The 25129-nt window shown below is 36.5% G+C and carries 24 protein-coding genes; 5 read left to right on the forward strand and 19 right to left on the reverse strand.

Annotated elements, in window-relative coordinates; all coding sequences use genetic code 11:
• Window positions 1–77: 77 nt before the first annotated feature.
• From MKY29_RS15540 to MKY29_RS15610, 15 genes are all read right to left on the reverse strand, one after another.
• On the reverse strand, window positions 78–1073 hold the full coding sequence (locus MKY29_RS15540; RefSeq protein WP_445677894.1) for a FecCD family ABC transporter permease: 996 nt from the start codon (window positions 1071–1073) through the stop codon (window positions 78–80).
• 38 nt (window positions 1074–1111) lie between these two features.
• A complete protein-coding gene (locus MKY29_RS15545; RefSeq protein ID WP_340880214.1) occupies window positions 1112–2167 on the reverse strand; it encodes a FecCD family ABC transporter permease in 1056 nt (351 codons plus the stop codon).
• Window positions 2168–2249: 82 nt separating this feature from the next.
• Window positions 2250–3044 (reverse strand): ABC transporter ATP-binding protein, encoded by a 795-nt coding sequence (locus MKY29_RS15550; RefSeq protein ID WP_241599410.1) that lies wholly within the window; start codon window positions 3042–3044, stop codon window positions 2250–2252.
• A gap of 407 nt (window positions 3045–3451) precedes the next feature.
• Entirely contained in the window at window positions 3452–4684 is a 1233-nt protein-coding gene (sstT, locus tag MKY29_RS15555) for a serine/threonine transporter SstT (RefSeq protein ID WP_093494945.1), read from the reverse strand.
• A 224-nt stretch (window positions 4685–4908) separates the two neighbouring features.
• Complete coding sequence (locus tag MKY29_RS15560; protein ID WP_090566928.1) at window positions 4909–5289, reverse strand: gamma-type small acid-soluble spore protein; 381 nt, start codon at window positions 5287–5289, stop codon at window positions 4909–4911.
• Between the two features lie 149 nt (window positions 5290–5438).
• The gene (locus MKY29_RS15565; RefSeq protein WP_340880215.1) at window positions 5439–5840 is read right to left on the reverse strand and encodes a hypothetical protein; all 402 of its coding nucleotides are present in this window, start codon (window positions 5838–5840) and stop codon (window positions 5439–5441) included.
• A 451-nt stretch (window positions 5841–6291) separates the two neighbouring features.
• Window positions 6292–7095 (reverse strand): ABC transporter ATP-binding protein, encoded by an 804-nt coding sequence (locus MKY29_RS15570; protein ID WP_340880216.1) that lies wholly within the window; start codon window positions 7093–7095, stop codon window positions 6292–6294.
• Window positions 7095–8132, reverse strand: coding sequence for a FecCD family ABC transporter permease (locus MKY29_RS15575; RefSeq protein WP_340880217.1), 1038 nt, complete (start codon window positions 8130–8132; stop codon window positions 7095–7097). The genes MKY29_RS15570 and MKY29_RS15575 overlap by 1 nt, the downstream gene beginning before the upstream one ends.
• Window positions 8129–9169: a FecCD family ABC transporter permease gene (locus MKY29_RS15580; RefSeq protein WP_340880218.1), complete on the reverse strand. Its 1041-nt coding sequence runs from the start codon at window positions 9167–9169 to the stop codon at window positions 8129–8131. The genes MKY29_RS15575 and MKY29_RS15580 overlap by 4 nt, the downstream gene beginning before the upstream one ends.
• On the reverse strand, window positions 9162–10232 hold the full coding sequence (locus MKY29_RS15585; protein WP_090566912.1) for an iron-siderophore ABC transporter substrate-binding protein: 1071 nt from the start codon (window positions 10230–10232) through the stop codon (window positions 9162–9164). The genes MKY29_RS15580 and MKY29_RS15585 overlap by 8 nt, the downstream gene beginning before the upstream one ends.
• A 348-nt stretch (window positions 10233–10580) precedes the next feature.
• Window positions 10581–11345 carry a YibE/F family protein gene (locus MKY29_RS15590; RefSeq protein WP_340880219.1) on the reverse strand — a complete coding sequence of 255 codons (765 nt, stop codon included), beginning with the start codon at window positions 11343–11345 and terminating at the stop codon, window positions 10581–10583.
• Complete coding sequence (locus tag MKY29_RS15595) at window positions 11342–12481, reverse strand: YibE/F family protein (protein ID WP_340880220.1); 1140 nt, start codon at window positions 12479–12481, stop codon at window positions 11342–11344. Before MKY29_RS15595 ends, MKY29_RS15590 begins: the two co-directional genes overlap by 4 nt.
• Window positions 12482–12577: 96 nt before the next feature.
• Window positions 12578–13588, reverse strand: coding sequence for an HAAS signaling domain-containing protein (locus tag MKY29_RS15600; protein ID WP_340880221.1), 1011 nt, complete (start codon window positions 13586–13588; stop codon window positions 12578–12580).
• The gene (locus MKY29_RS15605) at window positions 13575–13922 is read right to left on the reverse strand and encodes a PadR family transcriptional regulator (protein ID WP_090566900.1); all 348 of its coding nucleotides are present in this window, start codon (window positions 13920–13922) and stop codon (window positions 13575–13577) included. Before MKY29_RS15605 ends, MKY29_RS15600 begins: the two co-directional genes overlap by 14 nt.
• 323 nt (window positions 13923–14245) lie before the next feature.
• Complete coding sequence (locus MKY29_RS15610) at window positions 14246–15076, reverse strand: MurR/RpiR family transcriptional regulator (protein ID WP_241599392.1); 831 nt, start codon at window positions 15074–15076, stop codon at window positions 14246–14248.
• A 150-nt stretch (window positions 15077–15226) separates the two neighbouring features.
• Here MKY29_RS15610 and MKY29_RS15615 point away from each other — a divergent pair, with 150 nt between their 5' ends.
• The 4 genes from MKY29_RS15615 to MKY29_RS15630 are packed head-to-tail and all read left to right on the forward strand — an operon-like array spanning window position 15227 to window position 19374.
• Complete coding sequence (locus MKY29_RS15615) at window positions 15227–16084, forward strand: cell division protein FtsQ (RefSeq protein WP_340880222.1); 858 nt, start codon at window positions 15227–15229, stop codon at window positions 16082–16084.
• Window positions 16071–17783, forward strand: coding sequence for an ABC transporter ATP-binding protein (locus MKY29_RS15620; RefSeq protein ID WP_340880223.1), 1713 nt, complete (start codon window positions 16071–16073; stop codon window positions 17781–17783). The genes MKY29_RS15615 and MKY29_RS15620 overlap by 14 nt, the downstream gene beginning before the upstream one ends.
• Window positions 17770–18588, forward strand: coding sequence for an energy-coupling factor transporter transmembrane component T family protein (locus MKY29_RS15625; protein WP_340880224.1), 819 nt, complete (start codon window positions 17770–17772; stop codon window positions 18586–18588). The genes MKY29_RS15620 and MKY29_RS15625 overlap by 14 nt, the downstream gene beginning before the upstream one ends.
• Before the next feature lie 12 nt (window positions 18589–18600).
• Window positions 18601–19374 carry a PHP domain-containing protein gene (locus MKY29_RS15630; RefSeq protein WP_241599384.1) on the forward strand — a complete coding sequence of 258 codons (774 nt, stop codon included), beginning with the start codon at window positions 18601–18603 and terminating at the stop codon, window positions 19372–19374.
• Window positions 19375–19501: 127 nt separating this feature from the next.
• On the opposite strand, the gene MKY29_RS15635 is transcribed toward MKY29_RS15630, so the two are convergent.
• From MKY29_RS15635 to MKY29_RS15645, 3 genes are read right to left on the reverse strand one after another with little or no spacing between them, the layout of a single operon-like run.
• Complete coding sequence (locus MKY29_RS15635; protein WP_340880226.1) at window positions 19502–20506, reverse strand: LLM class flavin-dependent oxidoreductase; 1005 nt, start codon at window positions 20504–20506, stop codon at window positions 19502–19504.
• 17 nt (window positions 20507–20523) lie between these two features.
• Entirely contained in the window at window positions 20524–20808 is a 285-nt protein-coding gene (locus MKY29_RS15640; protein WP_241599532.1) for a DUF3219 family protein, read from the reverse strand.
• Between the two features lie 59 nt (window positions 20809–20867).
• Complete coding sequence (locus MKY29_RS15645; RefSeq protein WP_241599378.1) at window positions 20868–21035, reverse strand: hypothetical protein; 168 nt, start codon at window positions 21033–21035, stop codon at window positions 20868–20870.
• A 481-nt stretch (window positions 21036–21516) separates the two neighbouring features.
• On the opposite strand from MKY29_RS15645, the gene MKY29_RS15650 reads away from it, so the two are divergent.
• Window positions 21517–22101 (forward strand): 2OG-Fe(II) oxygenase, encoded by a 585-nt coding sequence (locus MKY29_RS15650; RefSeq protein WP_241599531.1) that lies wholly within the window; start codon window positions 21517–21519, stop codon window positions 22099–22101.
• Window positions 22102–22294: 193 nt separating this feature from the next.
• Here MKY29_RS15650 and MKY29_RS15655 read toward each other — a convergent pair whose 3' ends face one another.
• The gene (locus tag MKY29_RS15655; RefSeq protein ID WP_340880228.1) at window positions 22295–24841 is read right to left on the reverse strand and encodes an S-layer homology domain-containing protein; all 2547 of its coding nucleotides are present in this window, start codon (window positions 24839–24841) and stop codon (window positions 22295–22297) included.
• Window positions 24842–25129 lie beyond the last annotated feature (288 nt).

Here is a 25129-nt window from a genome sequence, read left to right on the forward strand (position 1 = left end):
GTGATAGCGGAAGTCAATACAAATAATTCCAATCTGTTTATAACAAAAAATAAAACTAAGTTATTCTATTCTGTTCTTTAATCTTTTAATTTGGAGAGTAAATAAAGGAAATAAGGTGCCCCTATAACTGCAACTATAATTCCTGCTGGAATCTCTGAAGGTTGCAATATCCAACGCCCTATAGTATCAGCAATAAGAACCAAAAGACCTCCAGTCAACGCTGAAGCTGGTATTAAATATTGATGTCTAGATCCAACTAATTGACGGGCTAGATGCGGTCCTATTAAACCGACGAAACCTATTCCCCCACTGATGGATACACTTGCTCCTGCTAATCCAACTGCTGAAGCTAACAATATACGTCGCTCTTTTTCAATGGATGCTCCTAGCCCAGTAGCAGCTAAATCTCCTAAATTCAATACATTTAGTACTCTTGCCTTTGAAAATACAAATGGGATTAAAACTATAATCCATGGCAGCAAAGAAAGGACATACATCCAATTCGATCCCCAGATACTGCCTGCTAACCAAGTTGCTACAAAATGATAATTCTCTGGGCTTAGACGAAGTGTTAAAACTATCATTGCAGAACTTATCCCTGCGGCAACCGCTACTCCGGTGAGTATTAGCCTCATAGGTGAAATTCCTTCATTACGTTTATATGCTAGTGTATAAATAATGGTTGCTGTTATTCCTGCACCTAAGAATGCCAAGACTGGAAGTAAAAATACTGGTGCAGCAGTAGTTGATGGAAAAAAAGAGATAAAGAGTATAACAGTTAGGCCAGCCCCTGCATTAATCCCCAATATTCCAGGATCAGCCAAGGAATTACGAGAGATTCCTTGTAAAACACATCCAGATACAGCTAGTCCCATACCAACCAGTACAGAGATTATTATTCTTGGCAGTCGAAATTCAAAAAGAATAAGATGCTGTTTCTCATTTCCATATCCAAACAAAGTTTGAATGACTTCAATAGGGGATAATCTTATAAACCCTGTATTCATACTAATTATAAAAGCTATAACTATAAGGATAAAAAGAAGACTGATTATAAAAAGGTTTTTCTTCATTGTTTTCCGCTGGCTATCTGTCATATATGTCCGTTCTTTCAAAGTTCTTTACCTCCTCTTCTAGCAAGATAAAGGAAGAATGGAACTCCGATTAATGCTATCAATGCACCAATCGGTGTCTCATAAGGAGGATTAATCATTCTTGCTGCTAAATCTGCTAATACAACTAAAAGACCTCCAAGGACAATCGAGCAAGGAATAATCCAGCGGTAATCATGACCTATTAAAGATCGGGTAAGGTGAGGTACTATTAATCCTACAAAACCTACTGCACCTACTACTGATACAGCAGCTCCAGCCAAAACTAAAACTATAATCATACCAAGCACCTTAATAGTTTTTATTCGCTGACCAAGACCTATAGCCACCTCTTCGCCAAGACTTAACAAAGTAATAGATCGAGATAACATCACAGCACCTAGCATCGCAACAATAATCCATGGGGACATAATTTGAAGATTAATCCACTTAGTTCCTGATACCCCTCCTGCATACCAAAATGCTAGATCTTGACCTATTTTAAAATGCAGAGCAATACCTTCACTAAGAGCACCTAACAATGCGCTAACAGCTGCTCCAGCAAGTACCAGACGCATAGGTGTTAAACCTCCACGTGACAAGGAACCTACACCGTAAACAATGAGAACACCGAGACCAGCACCTAAAAAGGAATACATGATTAAATACATATAAGGAAGACCCGGAAGAAATGCAAAACACAAAGCAAGCATAAATGAAGCCCCTGCATTTAAACCTAAAAGACCCGAGTCAGCTAGTGGATTTCTCGTCATTCCTTGCATTAAAGCACCTGCTACCGCAAAGGACGATCCAACCATCGCAGCACCTAGAACACGTGGCATACGTATATCTCTTATAATTTGATGTGCCGTAATTTCTGGATTGAAATTAAACACGGCCGTCCAGACAGTAACTAATTTAATATCAGCTGCACCAAAAGATATAGATAGGGCAATTGCAATTATTAAAGCAGCCATACCTCCAAATAAAATAAAAATTGCTATTAGGGGATGTGAATGTTTTTTAATTTCTTCTAATTTTTCTATATCTGCAGATCCTTCTGTTAAGGTAGTCATACTTTCCCTCCTTTATCCTAAAAAATAACTTTTTGTTTTATGACATGATACCTTCTTCTATTCCTCTTAACGGAATAAGCATTCATTCACTCTTCTGATAGAGTTGGTAGGATAGACATATAGGATTATTACTAAAAGGACATGTCGCCATGCTTGCATCGATATTAAACACACGCTGTAAATTTAGGCGAGTCATGACTTCTTCAGGACTTCCCTCCTCTATTAATGAGCCTTTCTTCATTGCAATCATATAGTCTGAGAAACGTGAAGCGTGATTTAAGTCATGAAGGACCATTACAATTGTTCGGCCCTCCTCTTCATTTAGTTTTTGTAAAAGCAACAAAACATCTAGCTGATGCGCTAAGTCCAAATAGGTTGTCGGCTCATCAAGAATGAGTATTTCAGTCCCCTGTGCAAGGGCCATCGCAATCCAAACTCGCTGCCTTTGTCCACCTGATAATGCTTCAACAGGACGATCCTTAAACTCATTCAACCCCGTTACACCTATTGCCCAATGAATATGCTCATAGTCTTCTTTTTTAAAATTGCCAAGGCCGTTTTGATGTGGGAACCTACCGTATGAAACCAATTCAAATACTGTTAAACCACCTGGTGCATTAGCGGATTGTGGCAAAATCGCCATTCGTTTTGCCACCTCCTTCGTTGGAAGCTGGTGAATCGCTCGCCCATCAAGGTATACATTACCGCCTTGAGTTTTTAACAACCTGGAAATAGCTTTTAATAATGTGGATTTGCCACATCCATTTGGTCCAATAATAGTTGTTATTTTTCCTTTAGGAATAGTTACACTTAAATCCTCAACAATAAGTGAGTTTGAATAACCAATAGCTACATGGTCTATATTCAACACTGTCATATATAGATCTTCCTTTCTCTGACTTTCTCAACTAATTTTTAGTTATATCTGGAACTTACTATCCTCTACTCAATAATTTCTATTCGTATATATCCTGTTAAATAAAAATAATATGTATCAGGAAATAGGAAAAAAAGATCAAAAAATAATTGATAATGATTATCAATATCACTTTCTAATACTAGTTATTTTAGGAGGAAATGTCAATATAAGAATATATTTCATTATCTAAACAACGTCATCAACCAGACGGATATATTATTACACCAAAAAAGCCACGATCACCGAATCATCTTCGGTAATCGTGGCTTTAAAATTTAATGTATCACAATCAATCAAATTAATAGTTTTATGGACATTAGGACAAATAATTAGATTTTATCGTTTTCCTACTAGTTTTGTAGATCCTAAGAATTCATCGTAACTACTTTACCTTCTTTACGCTCTTTAGCATACTCCGCGGTAGCCGTGAACAATACGTCAGAAGATGAATTCAATGCAGTTTCACAAGAATCTTGAATTACACCAATGATAAAACCAACACCAACTACCTGCATCGCAATATCATTTGGAACACCAAATAAATTACATGCTAGTGGGATAAGTAAAAGTGATCCACCTGCAACACCCGATGCACCTGCTGCTGAGACAGCTGCAACAACTACAAGAATCAGTGAAGTAAAGAAGTCAACTTCAATACCTAGCGTGTTTACTGTTGCAAGAGTCAGCACTGCAATAGTAACTGCTGCACCAGCCATATTAATAGTAGCACCAAGAGGAATTGAAACTCCATAAGTATCCTCATCTAAGCCAAGTTTTTCACATATTTTCATATTTACTGGAATGTTTGCAGCGGAACTACGTGTAAAGAATGCCGTAATACCACTTTCTCTTAAAACCATAAATACAATTGGATAAGGATTTTTTCGTGTATAGAAGAATACGATTAATGGATTCACTACAAGTGCGATAAACAGCATACACCCTACTAATATTAATATTAACCTACCATAATCAAGCAAAGCAGAGAGACCGCTAGTTACAATAGCATCGAATACAAGCCCCATAATACCCAGCGGCGCTAAATTAATCACCCATTGTACCACTTTTGTGATTGCATCTGAAAAATTACCCAACATGTCTTTTGTCTGTTGATTTGCATTTTTTAACGCAAGTCCAAGAACGACTGCCCATATTAATATACCTAGATAATTAGCATTAACTATTGCATCAATTGGATTCGCAACTAGATTAAATAGCAGGGTTTCAATTACTTCAGCAATACCTTCAGGTGGAGTTAGATCATCTACACCGGTTGTCAGTGTTAGCGTAATTGGAAACAGAAAACTTGCAACTACAGCGACAGCTCCAGCAAGGAATGTCCCAAGAGCATACAGCCCAAGAATAGATTTCATATTCGTCTTCTTACCACTTTTATGTACAGCAATCGCATGCATTACTATAAATAATACTAATACTGGCGCAACTGCCTTTAATGCACCTACAAACAAAGACCCCAAAATGGAAATCCAACTTGCTCCACTTGGAACAGTTAAAGCTAGGATCGCACCGATAATAATACCGACAACAATCCTTTTTACAAGGCTTACTTGATTCCATTTAACTAATAAGTTTTTCATGATACTTTCCCCCAAATTTTTGATTAAAAATGAAAATATCAATTTCTCCCAGTCAAATAATATATACTTATTTTAACTTTAATTAAACTGATATTTTATTTTAGCACAAATTTTTAGAATTTTGCATTGTTATTTTTTGTTAGAAATAATTTAGCATTCTTATTACCAGTCCAAATAAAAAAACACTGGGGATTTTAACTCCCAGCGTTTTTAAACTCTAATTGTTATTTCTTAAAGTTGTTAGCGTTTTGTTGTGCTTTACGATTAGCTTGAGCATTTTGTTGTTTCACTTCTTGAGCATTTGTTTGACGTTCAATTGATACGCCAAATTCTGAACCAAATTCACTAGACAAGTTTTGAGATGCACCTTGTCCATTTTGTTGTGCTTTTTGATTTGCTTGAGCATTTTGTTGTTTAACTTCTTGGACATTTGTTTGACGTTCAATTGATACGCCAAATTCCGAACCAAATTCATTAAACATGTTTTGCGATGCACCTTGTCCGTTTTGTTGAGCTTTTTGAGCAGATTGTGCGTTTTGTTTTCTAACTTCTTGTGCATTTGTTTGAGCTTCATTTGGAAGCTTGTTGTTATTGTTATTTGCCATTTTCCTTCACCTCCAAGAATTATGATTGCCATAATGGAGATAATTATTATTAGCAATTGTTGGAGACGTTCGGATCCAGTTGTTTAAAAGTACATATTTTTTTATATTTTACTCATAATATTTAGACGAGTATTCATTAATTCTTTTATTTAAAATGCTTGTATACCTACAGAGATATATCTATTATCGATGACTTTCTTAGCGTTGCTGAGTTCATTTGCATATAAATTAAATGACTCCTTATCATGTTCATCGAGGGCTTTATTCACTTGATGATTCAAATGAATAATTTTTAGTTCCAAGTCCAAGATGGAGCAAATTCTACCTTCGCTAAACAGTTTCTCGATATCATCCACTTGAATTAGAAATTGAAACTCTCTATTAACGGCCACTAGAAGATACCATCCTAGAACATCATCGTACTTCTGCTCATTTGTTATTGTCCAAACATCACCTTGATGGAACTCAATGATATGTTGGTGTTTCTGTCCCGGACAGCAACAGAATACTTCTTGTTTAAACATTTCTAGTATTATAAAATTTTCATTCACTAGAGGTTCCTCCCTCGTTTTTGGTTTTCTCTGTTTGCAAACAAACAAATGATAATGATTATCACTTTCATTTACTATTGTATATGACAACCATTAAAAGCGTCAATTCAATTTAGTTTTACTTGAATCACTTTCATAAAGAATATTATATAGTTAAATCGGAACAACGCTGATTTCCGCTCTAGGCGGACTCTTTCAGCTGCCACGGCTTCAATCTCCTCGTCACTAGGAAAACATATGCTCCTGCGGTTACTCGTCGCGTGCCACTCCAATCAACGGGATCGCTAAAAAAACGAATAATATATTTGCGATATTAAGTAAACATTCGTACTTTTAAATGAAACAAGTAATTATGAAATTGACTTACTTACTAAATAACTGTTTTTTACACTAGTTCATTCCCGCATATAAAAAAGACCAGTAGTTAGTTCAACTGGTCTTCTTACTTTTATTAACTTTTCACATGATAGCGACCTTTTGGTATAACTAGAGGTGTATCTGAGATTGGATCTTGTATCACAACACAATTCAAGTCAAAAATCGATTTTACCAAGTCAGTTGTTATGACATCTGATGGTTTTCCCTCTGCAACAAGCTCACCTTTATGAAGTGCAAATATATAATCTGCATAACGAGCAGATAGATTGATATCATGAAGTACCATAACTATGGTAGTACCATACTTCCGATTAAGACTAGTAAGTAAATCTAAAATTTCTACTTGATATGTGATATCTAGAAACGTGGTTGGTTCATCAAGGAGTAAAATATCCGTTTGCTGTGCAAGCGCCATGGCAATCCAAACGCGCTGCCTTTGACCACCGGATAGCTCATCGATGTCATGATTAGCAAACTCAGTAATATTCATAAACTCCATTGCTTCCTCTACTGCCTTATAATCCTTCTTCGACCACCCACTAAACAAGGATTGGTGTGGAAACCGTCCTCTTCCAACTAAATCGGCTACAGTAATCCCTTCTGGAACAACAGGTGATTGTGGAAGTATACCTAAAATACGTGCTAATTGCTTAGGTGGATATTTGTTTATAGCTTTACCATCGAGCGTAACATCACCTTCTGAAGGCTTAATTAGCTTAGCCACCGTTTTAAGAAGAGTAGATTTTCCACAACCATTTGCACCAATAATTACACTAATTTTATTTTTAGGTATTTCAAGGTCAATTCCTTGAATAATTGTTTTATTGTCATAGCCAGAAAACAATTTATCGGCTCGAAAACTGTGTGTGTTCCCCATTACAATTCCCCTTTTCGGTTCATACGGATTAGTAAATATATTAAATACGGAGCCCCTAGCAATCCAGTTATAACACCTACAGGAAATCTATATTCAAATGCAAATTGCCCAATAAGATCCGCAAATAAGACAAGATTGACCCCTACTAACCCTGCTGGAAGAGTATTAGATGAGCTAACACCAACTAGTCGATTTGCGATTGGTCCCGCTAAAAATGATACAAAGGCAATTGGTCCCGTTGTTGCTGTTGCAATAGCAATCATAAAAACTGAACTTACTATTAAAATAATACGCATTCTATCGGTTGAAACTCCAAGAGAAGAAGCCATTTGCTCACCGAGCTCTAGAATACTTAATTGCTTCCCAAATATAATAATTACAGGTGTGAAAAGTAAGACAACTAATATTAATGGAGGTAACTCGCTCATTTTAGAGCCATTCAAACTACCACCGAGCCATCTAATAGCTCCTGCAATATCTTGTTGAGCACTCTTAAGCAATAAAAAAGAAATGACGGCATCTAACATCGCTTGAATACCAATCCCAATAATGATTATACGACCAATAGAAAATGCTCCACCACGGGCTAATAAATACATAGCAATAACAGTAAGTAAACCGCCTATAACTGCTGCAATAGATATCACTGAATTACTCGAATGAAGAACAGTAATACAAAATACCGCTGCTACACTAGAACCAGAAGTAATCCCTAAAATATTTGGATTTGCCAAAGGATTTCGCAGCATCGTTTGAAAAACATATCCTGCAACACCGAAAGCAAACCCAGCAAATACCCCTGCTAACATTCTAGGAAGCCGAATAGTATTTACCGCAAAATTGGCTCCCGAAATCTCTTCTCCTAATAGGGAGCGGACAACAATATGTATTGGATAAATTGTATTGCCAAGCAACAGCATTGCACAGCAAAGCACTCCTGCTAAAATGACGAGGAGCGTCGTAACAAAAAGCCATCGTCGTTTTCTCCGACGCATACCTTCCATAATAAAATTAACTTCAACAGATTGATTTTTCATAATGACCGCACTTTCGATTTCTTAGCTAAAATGATGAGTATTGGTGCACCAATAAACGCTGTAAGAATACCAACTTCGAGCTCTCCGGGACTAGCTATAAGTCGACCAACAACATCAGAGAACGTTAAAATAATTGCTCCTGCTAGTGCTGACATAGGTATTAAGAAGCGTAAATCCGGCCCGATGACAAAACGCATAGCATGAGTTGCCAAGAGACCTATAAATCCGATTGGACCTGCTAATGCAGTAGCAGTCCCACATAAAACAACACCAGCAACAATCGCAAAAAAACGAAGTACACCAGGTCGTATACCTAAACTAGTTGCCACATCGTCCCCTAAGGCTAAAGCATTCAAAGCAGGTGCTGAAAGAAACGCGATGAAGAGTCCAACGATTAAAAACGGGATAAAAATCTTGATGGAATCCCAGTTTCCTGACCCAACACTTCCCACTTGCCAAAATCTAAACTGATCTTGGGCATAGGCGCTTGGAATGATAATTGCGGTTACAAGTGAAGAAAGAGCTGCACTTGTTGCAGCCCCTGCTAATAGTAACTTTATAGGCGTAGCACCACCACGCCCTATTGAACCTATTCCAAAAACGAAAACTGCTGTAATGCTCGCTCCGATTAAAGCTAACCAAATATATTCCCCCGCTGTTGTGATATTGAAAAATGTTATACCACATACTACGAATAAGGTTGCCCCTGTATTTACTCCTAGAATACTAGGGTCTGCTAATGGGTTGCGCGTAACTGCTTGCATCAGCACTCCTGCAATTCCTAAGGCAACACCGCAACATAAACTAAAAATAGTACGGGAAATTCGTTTGCGCACTACGTTTGCGCCATATGAATCTTGGTTTGTATAAAATAAGCCATCCATTAACTCTTGGTAACTTACAACCCGTGCCCCTAACATTAGCGAGGTAATGATACTAACAACTAGCAATATAATCGCAATTACCAAAATTATCGTAAAATGCTTTGGAAAATGTAAATCTAATCGCTTCTTCTTGGAATCAGTGGTGCTATTCATTGATTTTGTCTATAGCTCCTCCGATTAGTTCTAGGTACTCGTCAATTGTATATGCGATAGAAAGTGGATTTGGAGTTCCAGCTGCTACCAATGGAGTATCACTTGTAATAAACGCTACAGAACCTCTTTCAACTGCAGGAATTTTCCCAAGTAAAGGATCCGCTTTAATTGTATTGTATAATTCCTCATCACCATATCCAACGATGATATCTGCATCAAACAAAGCTTCCACATTTTCTGTACTTAAATTTAATGAGTAGCTTTTTGGATCCGTAATTAATGATGAAATGCTTTCAGGAATTGTTAGCCCTAATTCCTCTAAAAACGCTACACGTGAATCAACTGGTGTATAAATGTGTAATTGTGATAAATCTTGCGCTGAGAAGTTAACCCATACTACTTTTTTGCCTTCGATTTGTGGATAAGCTTTTAATTTTTCAGCAACTAAGTTTTCTGTGTCTTTAATTAATTGTTCGCCTTCTTCTTTCATTCCCATTCCTGCTGCATTAAATTCAACCTGTTCACGCCAAGTAGTTGTCCATGGTGAAGTTGGATAAGCTACAACTGGTGCAATTTGTGTTAATGTTTCATAATCTTCTGGAGTAATACCTGAGTATGCAGCAAGAATTACGTCTGGATTTGCATCTGAAATGGCTTCAAAATCTAGACCATCCGTATCTTGAAAAACGTTTGGTTCTGTAACTTTAAGTTCATCTAACTTTTCTTTCGTCCATGGTAATAAACCACTATCATCTTGAACACCGAAGTTTGCTGCTGAAAAACCAACAGGAACAACACCAAGTGCTAAAGCGATATCGTGGTTTGCCCATTGTATCGTTACAACACGCTCTGGTTTACTTTCAAGCACTGCTTCACCTAATGCGTGTTTAATAGTGATCGGATATTGTGATTCTGTTTCAGTTGCTTTTTCAGTTTCAGTTGAAGTATCTTTCTCTTTGCTATCTACCTCTTTAGTTGATGACTCATCTGAACATCCTACTAGTACTAAAATAGCGAAAATAGCCATTGCAAGCATTAGTATAAAAGATTTTTTGTTTTGCATATGTAACCCTTCCTCTTCTATAAAATTATCAACTATATTAAAATGTATAATTTCTATTAATGCTTAAATATACTCATATACAATGAAATAATATTGATTATCATTCTCATTTAAATTTAATGTTTTTTGGGTAACATGTCAATATATTCTTTAAGAGAAATTTAAACTTAATGTTCCCTGTGTAAGAAACAAACGTGAAAATTAAAACATTCACGTTTGTTTGAATTAACATGAATGTTTCTTACACAGGGTAGACTACAAAGAAAACCTCCAAACTAAATAGTTTGGAGGTTAAATATGTTGTATTTTAATGCATACCCATCATAAGGGTACTTTCATCTAATATCCTTAGCTATTTTCTTTGTTTCTCACAAAAAAGTAAGCCGTAATCCACGTGGTAATTGGGATAACCAGTGTTACTCCAATTCCAGCACAAAGGATGGTAATCATTTCAGAACTAAAGATCTTGGAATTTACAACTTCCCCTATAGAATAAGATAAATCTTTAAACCATATAAGTAATGCTAAATAACCTCCAAAGAAGGCAAAAAACAGTGTATTTGCACTTGTTCCTAATATATCTCTACCAATACTTAATCCCGAAAGAAACAATTCTTTTCGTGTAATGTTCGGATGATGAAAATGGATTTCTCGCATAGGAGATGAAACGGCTATGGCTGTATCGGTTATAGCACCAATCGTACTCATAATAATTACAGATACAGTAATTTTCACAAAATCCACTTCTACTAATAAAGAGAACATTCCAAGTTCCCCTATTTCTTCTTCCCCGAATCCTTGGATCATTGCCTTGTTAGTGATAAAGATTATAAACAAAAGTAAGATAACGGTACAGATAATCGTTGAGAGAAAAGCTGTTTTTGTTTTGCTGTTCACTCCATTAATATAGAAAAGATTGATACAGCTAATTACTACACAAGCAATTATTGTTAATATCACTGGATCAATAGTCGGATCGTTCATCAAAACGACCGTGATCATGATGACACCAAAGTTGAAAAATATAGCGAAAAAAGATCGTACTCCTTTTCTCCCTCCAATAAGTGTCATCAAGAAGAGTAGTATCCCTGCAAGTAGCACTAATACATTCATTGTCTTGCCCTCTTTCTATTCACGAAAAATAATGTCGTATAGAGACCAATAGGAATGGTTAACACAATTCCGATTCCTCCAGCTAACGCACGAGCCAATTCCAACGAAAGAGTTAGGGAAAGCGTATAACCAAACGGAGCGGCGTTCTTAAAATACAAAACAAGAGTGGGAATCGAACCACTTACATAGGCAAAAAACAAAATATTAGTCATCGTTCCCATAATATCTTTTCCAATTTCCATTCCTGAAGTTATAAGTGCTTTTACTGTGATGTCATTATTTTTCTCATACAATCCGAAAATTGAAGAAGACATGGTAATAGCTACATCCATCACAGCCCCTAAAGAACCGAGGAACAGCCCTGCCATAAAAACTAGCCGATATGGGCGGGTGATAAACTGCATTTCCTCATATCGAAGCCCCTTTTCTCCTGTTATTAATAGAACCAGGTATGTAATCAACAATGAAATAAAAGTTCCTAGCAAAGTTGCTATAATCGCTGCATAGGTTTTATCGTTTAAGCCGTTAGCTAGTAAAAGAGAAACAACCGTAAATATAATTACACTAATCCCGCAAATCCATAATAGACTTTGATTGGAGGTTTGGATGTAGATATCCAATGCAAATGATAATATTACAGCATTAAAAGCTAAACTAATGAATGAAAATAGCCCCTGCCTTTTACCTACTATCAACAATATAAAAATAAATAACCATCCAACTAGCAACAAATATTTATCACGCTTAACTTCCAGAATGGTCCCAGTTAATTCCGTATCTTTTTCCATTTGCTCATCAATTTTTATAAATAATTCATTTCCAATTTGAAACTCATGGTCATAGGCTTTAGATAGGGAGTATTCATTTATCAAGTGAATCTCCTTGCCTTTATTCTCACCATTTCTTAATTCAGCAATAATATGCTGTGTATATAATTTATCTTCAATACCATTTACACTATTTACTTTCGCCACATCTTCTATAGTGGTTTTTACTACTTTAACTAGTGGGCGTTCATAGAAAGAGTGGTTATTAAAAACAAAAATAACTGAACCTATAAAACAACATAGGAGTACAGTAAAAAAGATTTTCTGCTTGAAGCTCACCTTTTTAAATATGCTTCTAAGGAAATACATGAATAGACCTCCGGTTCCCTGTGTAAGAAACAAACGTGAAAATTACAACATTCACGTTTGTTTGAATTAACATGAATGTTTCTTACACAGGGGAGATTACAATTTCGTCTTACCTTTTCTAAATCCTTGCACAATATCGAGAATGCCAATGAATAACCACAGCACAATACTAATGATGATGACAGAGTTTTTTAGTTCAAATGATAAATTCAACAAATCCTCTATATACATATAAAACTCATCATTTATAAGCTGATCAGTACTACTAATAACGATAAATACAATGGTAGAGACTATATTTCTAACCGTATTCATAATTGCCAATTTAGATGTCCATTGACGAGCGATTAGTTTATAAAATACAAAAGCAATTTCTATTATTAAAGCAACTATTATAATTAGCCAAAAGGATTGTAATACTTCCTGATTGAATGTAGGGATAATTAGCTGTATTTTGCCTTGTACTTTTTCATAAATACCTATTAAATGACTAGCATTAAAATAGACTCCGATAAAAATGGCAATCCACAACAGGCTGCCAAAAATATCTAACGTGGATATTTTTTTCTCTTTTGAAATAAGTGGAAGACTTTTTAAATCATCAGGTGTCCATTCTGTCCAACCCGGTGTAAGCGGTGATTTTTCCTTCGAAGTATCCGTGCGCTCCAAAATAGCAAAAACGAGCGTAATCCAAAAGAAAGTCTGAATCACTGCACTGATTATACTCCAAGTACCATGCCCTAGAATCAGTATGATTACGTTAATACTACCGCTAACAATGTCTTCTTCTCCACCATAAGTTATGATATTTTCCACAATAAAAACAAAAAATGTTAGTATCGCCACGATTGGTGTAACTATTTTCAAAAGAGTCGTATACATATCAAAATATCTTGGACCTATTAAATGCATCGGTCGTTCCGAGTATTCACTAGCAAGTGATGCTGGATTTCCTAGATTTTTGAGAACCTCTTTCACTTCTTTCTCCGAGTAATTTTCTGGGAGTATATCTTCAATAGTTGACCTTAATTCAAGAGCGATGTCACCACGACTTTTTTCCGGAAGTCTTCGCGTCACTTCCTGTATATAAATATCAATCAGTTGCATTCCCCACATCTCCTTTTAATAAGTTTTGAAGTTCCTTCGTTGATTTTTCCCACTCGGCTTTTAGCTGCTCCAAAATCTCAACACCATATTCGCTTAATACGTAATATTTTCTTGGTCTGCTCTCCGTTGTATCCCAGCTGCTCTCAACTAATTCTTGTTTTTCTAATCGGCGAAGCAAAGGATATAAGGTACTTTGCTCGATGGTAACACTCGATTCTTCTAGTAATTGCACTAATGAATATCCATATTGCGGTGTTCGGAGCTGACTCAATACAGCAAGTGTCAATGTTCCTCTGCGTAACTCAGTTATTAATGAACCTAGCAATTTTTCCATATTTCACCTCACTACTTTATACTATGCGTCGTACACTATATTATACTGTGTATAATACACTATTATTTAATTTAAAACAATATTTTAATTACAGTGTTTCCGCTGGAGGCTGGAGCCGCCTCCTCCCACTCCACTCAACTGGATCGACCTCTCTAAAAAAGACTAAAAAGTATTAATTGGATTAAGTAATTATGAAACTAATTAACGAACGAAAAAATGCCCGTGAAGTTAATAACTTCCTGAGCATTTTCATATGTGGCTTACATTTAATTTAATCATGGGTGTTGTTCACTTAGAACATTAAGACAAGCGTATTCTTCCCCTTACCTCCCATTTTTATATTTTTCACGTAAATTATTCAAATACTCTAGATTGCCCAATGCTTTCTCACTTTTCATTTGACCTAATGAGACGATTAAATGTTCGATAAAAAAGGTAGCTGCTACCATAGAGTGGAATTCCTCTAAATCGCCGCGGTTCACATAGAAAGTTTGCGTACAACGTGTTTGAAATTCATGCACGAGGTTATCGGTAAGAACTATGCTATGGCTCTGGATTTCTTTCGCATGATCCAGTAAAATCGCCGCTTCCCTCGTCAGCTTCACAAAGCCAAATACGAATACACAATCATTTTCTTGTAAATGTAGAATTTGCTCAAAAAGCTCCTGATCATAGCTCGCTAATATTACTACATCAATTCCGAAACGCATTAGCCGATGTTTCAGTAAAAAGCCTAACCCCGTTGATGAGGTTGGTGCATATATAAAGAGCTTGCGACATGTAGCTATACGCTTAACACAAATTTGACTTTGCGTTTCGTCGATATGTTCAAGTGTATCTGTTAGCTGGTATTGTACAAAATCGAATATCGATTGTTGAAGCGACTTTCCATTGTCCTCTACCTTTGCCAAAATACGTTCAAATTTTGTTTTCGGAGTGATCACCTGCTGCTCTAAATATCGTTTCTTGAACTCCTTAAAATTTCGGTATCCAATTTTACGCCAAAATCGGGAGAGTGTGGCATTGCTGCTCCCTAGAGTGGACGCTAGCTCCGTTTCGTTTAAATACATGACAGCATTCTTATTTTTTTCAATGAAGTCGGCTATTTTTCGCTCACTTTTTGTAAAATCAGAAAAGTTATGTTGATTATTCATATCCATCACCTCTTTATATAGTATAAATGAAAAATATTTTTCATTTATGATTATTTTGAAAATTTACAAATCAAAAATACTCTAGTAATCAATCATTTACATTGCACCTTCATACTGACTATAAATTCAAAATATTAGAGGAGGATTTATATGTTAAAAGAACAAGCAACTTTTACACAGTCTCAAAAAATGATGATCTTTATTTTGTCTATGTCGCTTTATGGATTAAGTAACATGTTTACAGAATTGATACCATCTGTTCAGCTCGGTCCGATTGAACTCCAAATTGATTGTTTTGCATTTATTCCATTAGCACTTTGTATGTTGTTCCACCCTTTCTACGCAGCAATCGGGGCTGCAACTGGAGAAATTATTTTTGGTGAACTTATGCTTGGACAGTTTGGTGGCATTGGTGAAATCGAGAAATTCATTTTATTCTCAGTTGGGATGATTGTAGGCGGCTTGCTTGTTCGAAATCCGAAAAGCAAAGCACAGGTCGCTGTAGGGGCGATTTTAGGCTATGGACTATTCCTTGTTCTAAGTACAATTGTAGATATTTTAAAAGTTGTCATTGGAGTAGAAGAATTCGAGGCTGTACCTGGTCTTGCAGAAAGTATTTTCATTGTGGAGGGTGTCGAGTTTTTAACGGATCTTTTATTAACAGGTACTTTATTTACAGTTTTACCTGCACTTTACTTAGTGCCACGCCTTTACGGTAAAGTAGAGCCATTGCTCGGATTAAAGCCACGAACTGCTACCAATTTCCGAGTGAGTAATGTAATTACACCAAAATTTTTAATCGTGAGTACCCTTCTTTCCCTGTTAGCATTTGGGATTGCTTTGTTATCTGAAATGGACTTCAACTTAGGGAGTTGGGAGCCTGAGTTTGTAGATACTTACGGCATTGGGGTTATTTGGGGAGTTATTTGTGTCGCTGTTATATGTGTTTGTATAACGCTTTGGTTAATGATGAAAAAAGGACGGGAAGATTCACATGACCTCTCTTAAACCACTAATAGATTGCCAAGACTTGGCCTTTCGATATCCTGGGGAAGAAAAATTTATATTAAAGGATCTCACATGCACAATTAATGAAGGGGAATTTCTAGCAATTATCGGTGGCAATGGATCTGGAAAATCGACATTATGTAAGGCATTCAATGGGCTAATCCCACACTTTTACGTTGGAGATTATACGGGACAAGTGACTTTAGACGGAGTTTGTACTACTACAACTGATGTCGTCACCCTTTCCCAGTCAATTGGCTATGTGTATCAGGATTTTCAAAACCAATTGCTACGCCCTACCGCTTTAGAAGATGCTTGCTTTATGCCCTTGAACTATGGACTGGACGATTATAAAGAGCGTGGTTTATGGGCTCTCGAAGTTACTGGCCTTCTCGATGTAAAGAACGAATTCATTTGGCGCCTAAGTGGCGGTCAGCAGCACTTATTAGCACTTGCCGGTGCAATTGCAATGCGACCAAAACTATTAGTTATTGACGAACCGATTGCACAGCTCGACCCACATCATGCAGAGCAAATTTATGAAGTATTAAAAAAACTTCATACAGACTACGGTATGACAATTGTTGTAATCGAGCATCATACTGATTTTATTGCGGAGTATTGTAGTCATGTGATGCTACTTGATAAGGGTCAGGTTCTATGGAAGAAAGAAACAGTTGCTGCTCTCAATTGCGTAGAGGAATTATTGGAACGGAATATTTTCCCACCACAGGTTACGCAAATCGCTCATTCCCTACAGCTAAAGCAGCCATACCCTGTTACCTTAAAGCAGTCAATCCAAAAATTTGAAGCTAGTCCGTGGAAGCAGCAGGCTACTGTGCATCATATAGCCCAGCATACAAAGCCAATGGTACAGCTCAACAATATTGAGTTAGCCTATAACCAAAGGCTTGAGAACAATAAACTCGTGTTACAAAATATCTCTTTAGAGCTTTCTACGCATGAGCATATCGCACTCGTCGGCAATAACGGCGCAGGGAAATCCACTTTGTTGAAGGTCATTGCAGGTATTGTTCGACCGACAAGTGGAGAAATGTACATTCAGGAGCAATTAATTGCACGCGCAATGCCTGAAAGACTAGCTCAAGATGTGGGTTTTATTTTTCAAAACCCAGAAGAAATGTTTATTGAGGATAGTGTGCGGAAGGAAATTAGCTTCTATTTAAAATCACGCAAAGTTAATGATTATGAAACCTATGTGGATGAATTATTGGAAACATTTGAGCTAGTTGATTTACAGGATCAAGATGCTCGGCTTTTGAGCGGTGGACAGCAGCGTCGTGTTTCGTTAGCTATAGGTGCTGCAATGCGCCCTAAAATTTTATTGTTGGATGAGCCTACTGCAAATCTCGATATCGCTACGAAGCAGCACGTTCTTACCATGCTACTGGAGCTGAAGAAATATGTTCAGACAATTGTCATTGCAACACATGATATGGAGCTAGTAGCAGAATGGTCTAGCCGTGTCGTTGTACTATCGAATGGCTGTATACTAGCTGATGATACGAGCGAGCGCATTTTCCAAAACCACGGCATTATGGCTGCTGGTCATATTAGAGCCCCTCAAGTTGTACAGCTTACAACGGCGCTTAGTCTACCTTATTGTTCATCGGTTAGCCAATTTATAGCCGGCTATTTACAGCAATTAGAGCGAGGTGTGCACGTTGGAATGGGTTAAAAAACTAGAGGATAAGATTTCACTAGAATATATCAAACAGGAATTGCTGCGTACGGCTTTTAGTACCGAAAAAAGTTTCTTCACACAGCTCGACCCACGCATTTTATTGGCATGGTATGGCTACTTTGCGATTGTGCCTTGGTTTATTTATGAGCATGTTACACTAGTTGGTTACTTGCTATTCATGGTCATTTTAACGGTTATCGCTCGGGTAAGTCCTTTAATCTTGACTGTTCTTGCAGTTGGTCTAGCTGGTGAAATACTACTCCTCGGCTTTATTGCGCTCCTATTTGGTGGAGATTTGAGTATTGTTGCACCAATGTTTTGGCTCTCCATTAAACTTGCTGTTATATCTTTAGCAAGCGTGACTGTATTTTCAAGCATTAATCCGGAGAAATTTAGCGATGCACTCCTCCGTCTGGGTGCGCCAGCTCAGTTTTCATTTAGTGTAGCGTATGCCTATCGAATTTTACCTACATTACTAGAGGAATTTCAGCAGATTATACTTTCATATCGCCTACGTGGATTAGCACCAAGTAAGAATGGTGTGCTCTACTTTCGGAAAATTTATTATTATATCACGATGCTTATTAAATCGTTTTATCCGCTCATTTTAAACAGCGCTAAACGCTCCCGCACAACAGTGGAAGCGTTAGAAATTAAAGGCTTTAGCTATGCTGCAAAGGATAAGCGTGTATTAAGGATGAAAACAAATTACTTACAAACATCACAAATGGACTGGCTGTTCCTACTATTAACAGTGTGCTATGTAGTGATAGTACACTGCCTACAACTTATACTTTAAGGAGAGAAAACAATGAATATAGATCTTCATACGCATGCAAAGTTATCTAAAAAGGTTGATTTTTCTTTAGCATATTTTCAGGAAATGGTGAAGGTTGCCGTACAGCGCGGATTGGACGCGATTGCTATTACAGAGCATTTTAATACGAAAAACTTTGCAGACGTTTATCGTACATTAGATGAGCACTATCATTATAATGGTCACTATTATGAAATGGAGGGATTAAAGGTATTTCCAGGTATGGAGGTTGATATCGGAGAGGTCGGTCATATATTGTGCATAGGAGAGCTTGGACAAATTCGTGCACTACGTGAGGCACTGAATAGTCATGAGACCAAGCGACAATTCATTCCCTTTGCTGCACTTTTGCAGTTAACTGCGATTTATCCTGACATGCTGGTAATTGGAGCACATCCGTTTAGAGAAAGCACACCTTTAATAGATCTAGACCCTGCACTTCTTGGTCAGCTCGACGCTATCGATTTAAATGGCAAGGATTTATATAGCCGTGGCATCAAACAAAATTGCGCCGATTTAGAAGCGCTCAGCAAACAAATAAATAAACCGGTAGTCGCAGGTAGCGACACCCATCACTATATGCAATATGGGGTCGTATATAATACCTTCCACACAACATGTGAAACAGTAGCACAGCTAAAAAAACAAATTCTCGACCAAGCTTTCACTATCAATATTGACGAAAACCTACCAATTCACGTTGCCGAAGCTGTCCGCTTAAAGGACATTGCCAAAAATCAGATGATTCTTACACAAAGCGGAAAGTAATAAGAAACCCCTGTACCTTCATTGAACATAAATAAAATGCTCGTGAAGTATTAACTTCACGGGCATTTTTGGCGCTTACCTTGATTGTAGTTCACTTAATACATACTGGGTAACTGCACTAACCTGATTAATCTTCCATAAGCAATTCATTTGCTATTAGCTTATATGAATTTCTTCGATCCTCAGCAGAATATGTAATGGTACTTAGCATGATTTCATCTGCTTTGAATGTAGCTTGCAACTCGATTAATTTCTGTTTTACTACCTGCGGATTACCGATGATTATGTTCTTTTTCATTTTATCGAATGTATCTTTCTCTCGATCGTCCAACTTATATTGCATTGCTTCTTTTATAGAAGGAATTCCCCTACCACCTTCACCTTTAGCTTTTTGCAGTTCCCAGATGAGTGCACTTAATGATATTTCATTTGCTTTTTCAGTTGTTTCTGCACAAATGACTGAAACGGTTATGATAACTTGAGCTGTTTGTCCTTGTTTTCTAGGAGTAAAAGCATCTAGGTAATCCTGAATAATAGAAATCCCATCATTGTTACTCATAAATTGACCGAATGCATAAGCAATCCCATTTTCCGCAGCAAGTAAAGCACTTTTTTTACTAGTCCCAAGCAGCCAGGGTAGCGGTGACACCTCTGGAATTGGTGTAGCAGAAATTTTAGAGTACTCCTGTTCAGCTGGAAAATCATCATCTAGAAAATGGAGTAAATCTTTCACTAAGCTAGGCATTTTATAGACGTTCTGTAAAAAGTTATCCGATAAAGCATTCGTTACTTCAGCTGATCCTCCTGAAGCACGTCCTATACCCACATCAATACGATTAGGAAATAAAGTAGCGAGTGTATTATAAATTTCTGCAACTTTAAACGGTTTATAATGAGGCAATAAAACAGCTCCCGAACCAATGCGAATTGTTTTTGTATTTGCCCCGATATAACTTAAAATCACCTCAGGAACTGAGCTTGCTAACCCAGGTAAGTCATGATGTTCCGTAACCCAATAGCGAGTATAACCTAGGGCCTCTCCGGCCTGTGCTAACTTCAACGATTCATCCAGAGCCTCTTTGGCTGTTTGATTTGAAGAGATCGGTGATTGATCTAGAATACTTAACTTCAACTGTCCATTCCCCCTTCTTATATCTCCGTCTCCAGCAAACTCAGCTTATATTCTCCAACTTGCCCTTCCTCATATAGGTTAGTAATGGATGTAGAGTAATTAATAATCGTTCCTCGGAAAAATAAAACAGCGTCCGGAACAGTAACTTCAAAAGTACCTCTATACAGTAAAGTAGCAATATCATGATAATCTTCACTTGTTACATCAAATACGACTGAAATTTGGTGTAAACCATTTACTTTTTCTTCTTCATAGTGATTCACTTTGATTAATGTATTATCTAAAATTATTTCCTTCACCATATTATCTTCTACGTTTTCGCTCATCCCTAACACCTCCTGATTTATATACTGGATATAGGTCACAGTGTATCTTTGTTAACCTTCACGCCAATAATCTTTAATTGATCACTATACTCGAGGGATACAACTTTTCTAGCTTGTATTGAAGTTCTCGCTGTCACGGGTATTGTTTGCACTTTACCGTTAATTTCAGCCTCAACTATAAAGCATTTCGCTCCGCATTTCATGAGCATCCTCCTCATTAAACAGATTTCTGTAGTATGGCATTAAATAAAAGGGAGGTTATATTTGGCACATCTTTCTCTTATTTGTGACCATTCTTCTATAAGGTACGATACCAGACAAGGTTTGTTAATTCTCTATCTTAAGCATACATGAAGTATTTTATTAGAACCAATGAAGCGAATTTATTTATAGCTATTTTCATCCTCAACCAACAACTATTGCTGTAAAATATATTGTTACAATATTCTCATATTTTAGATTTATAAAAATAGTATGATAAAATAAATTGAAATTAATTCCAAAATAAACCATAACAATTTGCCTTTTTATTCAATTAATTGAAGTAAAAGAAAAATCATTTTCACATAAAATATTACGAAAAGTAAACGTACTAGTTTTGAAAATTTAATAGTTTAGGGTGGTTTCAAGTTGATAACGAAGAATAAAGAGCAAACTATATTTGATCACGCTGGGAACAAAATAATGACAGATAGAGAGATTGACATAGTCACTAGATTAGAGGAGCCACTGATAGTGATTTTAGGCAATGTTTTAAGTAACGAGGAATGCGATGAACTAGTCAGATTGTCTAAGGACAAAATGAAACGTTCAAAAATTGGAACGACACGAGAAGAAAATGAACTGAGAACAAGTAGTAGTATGTTTTTGGAAGAAAGTGAAAATGAAATTATAGCCAGAGTCGAAAAAAGGGTCTCATCTATTATGAATATCCCAATTGAACATGGAGAAGGTCTTCAAATTCTTCGGTATACCCCTGGTCAGGAATATAAAGCTCATCATGATTTCTTTTCATCAACAAGTAAAGTAGCAAGCAATAATAGAATTAGTACACTCGTTATGTACTTAAACGACGTAGAACAAGGCGGGGAAACTTTTTTTCCTAAACTGAACTTTTCAGTAACACCCAAAAAAGGTATGGCCGTTTATTTCGAGTATTTCTATAACGAGCAAAACCTAAACGATTTAACTTTACATGGTGGAGCACCAGTTATAACTGGTGAAAAATGGGTTGCAACACAGTGGATGAGAAAGCAAAAATTAAGATAAAAGATGCCCTAGTTCGACTAATTAAATAAAAGATTAGTATGCAAGAGATAGTTTTAAAACTTTATCCTAAACCAGGTTAGTATAAGCTCAAATAGAAAATAGCCTCTAATTCATTTGAATTAGAGGCTTTTTAAAATGTGTAAATATCTTGTTATCTATTATCAACCGCACAAGGTACCTGTTCCATTAATCCTTATTTAGAAACAATGCCTTGTTTTACTGCGTTTCCGTTAGCGTCAACAAGGTTCGTTGTTGAGTTGAATTCAACAGAAATAGCTGCATTTAAAGCAAAGTCTGCTGTTGTTGTTACAGTTAATTGTCCATTTGCAGCAGAAACTGATGCAGGTGTTACTTTCTTGCCATCGATTTCAACATTCACGCCTGTCACTGTATTAGCAACAGCATTATTAATAGCTTCTGAGAAACTAACTGTAAAAGTTTTGCTATTAAGAACAGTTATGTTAGAAGCTACTGGAGCAATATTTTCAGTCAGTGCTTCATTTGAAGTAGCTTTGTTATTTAATAAAGTATTGCCATTTTTAGCTGTTACACTAGTAACTTCAAATACATAAGTTCCGTTAGCTGTAATTGAACCCTCTGGTAAAGTAATTTCAACTGTTTTTCTATCATTTACAAATTTAAGCTGTGCATCGCCAGTTAGAGCTTTTCCACCTAATTTATAATTTGATGCTACTAATGCAGAATCACTCATATCTTCATTATACTTAACAGTCAGTACTTTACCTGATACATTTACATCTGAAAGTACTACTGTAGCTTCAGGTTGAGCAGGTGCTTGTACATGTTCAATTCCAGTAACTGTAAACGTTAGAGTGTCAGCCACTTGATTTCCATAACGATCTTCAACAACCTTACCTGCTAGTTCGAATGAATACGTTGAATCTTTTACAAGAGTGTAGTCAATCGCAACGATATTCTTTTCATTGCCTTTAACTCCATCTTTTCCATCTAAATCGTATCCATAGGCAATATTTGCAGTGCCAGTTGCTGTTAAATCAACTACACTGTTTGTTTGGTGTACTCCATCTTTTACTTTAAGAACTAGCTCGTTCGCTGCTTCAAGATTCCCTTTAGATACAGCATCATCAAATGTTAATAAGATTTTATTACTATCACCGTTAACATTTGCAGAAACAAATGAAGGTGCATTTTTATCTGCTGTTAGAGTTCCAGTAACAGAAACTTTCTCACCAACATTATTAGCTTTATCCTTAAATCCTTCAACAATAATTTGCGCATTATTTAAGAAGTTAACTCCAGTTAGAGCTCCAGCTGTTTGTGCATCTAAAACATATTTTGTTTTATCATCCGCATCTTGAACTAATTTATTTGCATAGTCTGTACCATTGATTTTTACCGTGCCAACTGTTACTTCTTCTGTAAAATCAATTATTATTTCATTATTTAAAACTGATACAGTTGCACTTGGTTTTACTTCATCCACGACTGGCTTTTCAACTGTAAAGTCTAAAGATATTGGATTTGCCACATTGTTCGCATAGTCTTTTGCACCGACAATTGCAACTTTGTAAGATTTTTCAGCTTCTACACCTGTTATTGTTACTGTTTTGTTGTCTTCAGACACAGTATAGTTGCTTGTTACAGCACCGTTTAAGCTAACTGTACCTTCGGATTGAACTGGTTCAGCAAAAGTGATTTTCGCTGTAGTTCCTTTTGCTTCAACAGAAGCTACAACTGGTGCAGTTTTGTCAGCAAAAGTGAATAATGTATTATGTGCTTCTGTTTTAACCTTATCGTCAGCCTTAGTAGGGATAGCAGCAATTGATAATTTTGCATTGTTTACATTTAATTCATCTTTTGTTGTTAATGTAACTGTATTTTCATCTTCTGAAAGAACAGCTTTAGTAAATTTTTCGCCTTCTAAAGAATAATTAGCTATTTTTTCAGCTTCTGTTTTGTTAACAGCTTTATTGAAAACAACAACTAGTTCTTTAGCATTCGCACCACGAACTGATTTAACTACTGGAGTTAACCCAGCTTCTACTGCTTCAATTGAGGCAATTAATGTAGCTTTCATTTTAGCATTTTGAACTTGACCAATGTTTTCATTCGCTTGAGCTAAATATTTTTCAACTTCATCCATATTGTTAGCTTCAAGAGCTGCATTTGCTAAATCGAGTTTCATTTTAACAGTTACGGCATGCATAACACTGTCGCGTACATCTTGAGCAGCCTCTTTGTATTGGTCACGGATCGCATCACGTGTTGATTTACCGTATACACGATCTAAAAGAATCGCTTGTTTACGAATTTCATTTGATAATTCATGATACGCTTTCTCCGTTTCATCAACAATTAGACCTTTTTCAATTTGTGCTTCTAGAACAGTTTGTTTATCTTGCATTTTTTCACCGGCTGTAATAGCATCTATGTACTGCATTGTACGGGTGATATGAATATTTACATCCTTTCCAATTTTATCCATATATACTTTCTTTTGTGCAGCTGGTGACTTACTTACAGCTACAACAGCAGCATCACGAGCTTTTTTAGCTGCATTATATTCAGGATATGGACGAGTAGTACCATCTGCAGAACCTTCTAAAGAAATCGCCCATTTTAAAACTGTACCCGCGTTAACTGCCTTTTGCACTAAGGCATCTAAATTAGAAGCACCTTGAGCTGGTGCCGCTGCTGTCAATGCTGATGCTGCAATAACTGTTGCGCTAAGTACATTAATTACCGTCTTTTTATTCATCTTACTAAGTTCCCCCTAAGGTTAATTGTTTGCTAGGTCTTAACAACCTAGGTGTTTATCGTAATCTATATAAAAAATAATTGAAATCACAAAAGTAACCCAGTATAACCATATGATGGATACACATGAGGAAACTGGATTGAAACATAGGTTATTGACAGAAACTTGGCAAAAAGTACCAGGTTGTTATTGAATTCTGAATTATTTTAGTATTTAGCACCAAATAAACACGGATATTAAAACTAATCTCAGAGTACAATAAAAAAGACCATTCGATGTTTGCGCATA

Origin of the sequence: Psychrobacillus sp. FSL K6-2365, from assembly GCF_038003165.1 — a bacterium.
GTDB lineage: Bacteria > Bacillota > Bacilli > Bacillales_A > Planococcaceae > Psychrobacillus > Psychrobacillus psychrodurans.

Bases quoted from the DNA above. Each gene is read 5' to 3' on its own strand.
- sstT (WP_093494945.1), bottom strand. From the start codon at position 4,684: ATGAAAAACTTATTAGTTAAATGGAATCAAGTAAGCCTTGTAAAAAGG.
- MKY29_RS15650 (WP_241599531.1), top strand. From the start codon at position 21,517: ATGACAGATAGAGAGATTGACATAGTCACTAGATTAGAGGAGCCACTG.
- MKY29_RS15645 (WP_241599378.1), bottom strand. From the start codon at position 21,035: ATGAAATGCGGAGCGAAATGCTTTATAGTTGAGGCTGAAATTAACGGT.
- MKY29_RS15560 (WP_090566928.1), bottom strand. From the start codon at position 5,289: ATGGCAAATAACAATAACAACAAGCTTCCAAATGAAGCTCAAACAAAT.
- MKY29_RS15620 (WP_340880223.1), top strand. From the start codon at position 16,071: ATGACCTCTCTTAAACCACTAATAGATTGCCAAGACTTGGCCTTTCGA.
- MKY29_RS15595 (WP_340880220.1), bottom strand. From the start codon at position 12,481: ATGTATTTCCTTAGAAGCATATTTAAAAAGGTGAGCTTCAAGCAGAAA.
- MKY29_RS15610 (WP_241599392.1), bottom strand. From the start codon at position 15,076: ATGAATAATCAACATAACTTTTCTGATTTTACAAAAAGTGAGCGAAAA.
- MKY29_RS15630 (WP_241599384.1), top strand. From the start codon at position 18,601: ATGAATATAGATCTTCATACGCATGCAAAGTTATCTAAAAAGGTTGAT.
- MKY29_RS15550 (WP_241599410.1), bottom strand. From the start codon at position 3,044: ATGACAGTGTTGAATATAGACCATGTAGCTATTGGTTATTCAAACTCA.
- MKY29_RS15540 (WP_445677894.1), bottom strand. From the start codon at position 1,073: ATGAAGAAAAACCTTTTTATAATCAGTCTTCTTTTTATCCTTATAGTT.
- MKY29_RS15605 (WP_090566900.1), bottom strand. From the start codon at position 13,922: ATGGAAAAATTGCTAGGTTCATTAATAACTGAGTTACGCAGAGGAACA.
- MKY29_RS15655 (WP_340880228.1), bottom strand. From the start codon at position 24,841: ATGAATAAAAAGACGGTAATTAATGTACTTAGCGCAACAGTTATTGCA.
- MKY29_RS15570 (WP_340880216.1), bottom strand. From the start codon at position 7,095: ATGGGGAACACACACAGTTTTCGAGCCGATAAATTGTTTTCTGGCTAT.
- MKY29_RS15640 (WP_241599532.1), bottom strand. From the start codon at position 20,808: ATGGTGAAGGAAATAATTTTAGATAATACATTAATCAAAGTGAATCAC.
- MKY29_RS15585 (WP_090566912.1), bottom strand. From the start codon at position 10,232: ATGCAAAACAAAAAATCTTTTATACTAATGCTTGCAATGGCTATTTTC.
- MKY29_RS15580 (WP_340880218.1), bottom strand. From the start codon at position 9,169: ATGAATAGCACCACTGATTCCAAGAAGAAGCGATTAGATTTACATTTT.
- MKY29_RS15545 (WP_340880214.1), bottom strand. From the start codon at position 2,167: ATGACTACCTTAACAGAAGGATCTGCAGATATAGAAAAATTAGAAGAA.
- MKY29_RS15575 (WP_340880217.1), bottom strand. From the start codon at position 8,132: ATGAAAAATCAATCTGTTGAAGTTAATTTTATTATGGAAGGTATGCGT.
- MKY29_RS15615 (WP_340880222.1), top strand. From the start codon at position 15,227: ATGTTAAAAGAACAAGCAACTTTTACACAGTCTCAAAAAATGATGATC.
- MKY29_RS15590 (WP_340880219.1), bottom strand. From the start codon at position 11,345: ATGAATGTATTAGTGCTACTTGCAGGGATACTACTCTTCTTGATGACA.
- MKY29_RS15600 (WP_340880221.1), bottom strand. From the start codon at position 13,588: ATGCAACTGATTGATATTTATATACAGGAAGTGACGCGAAGACTTCCG.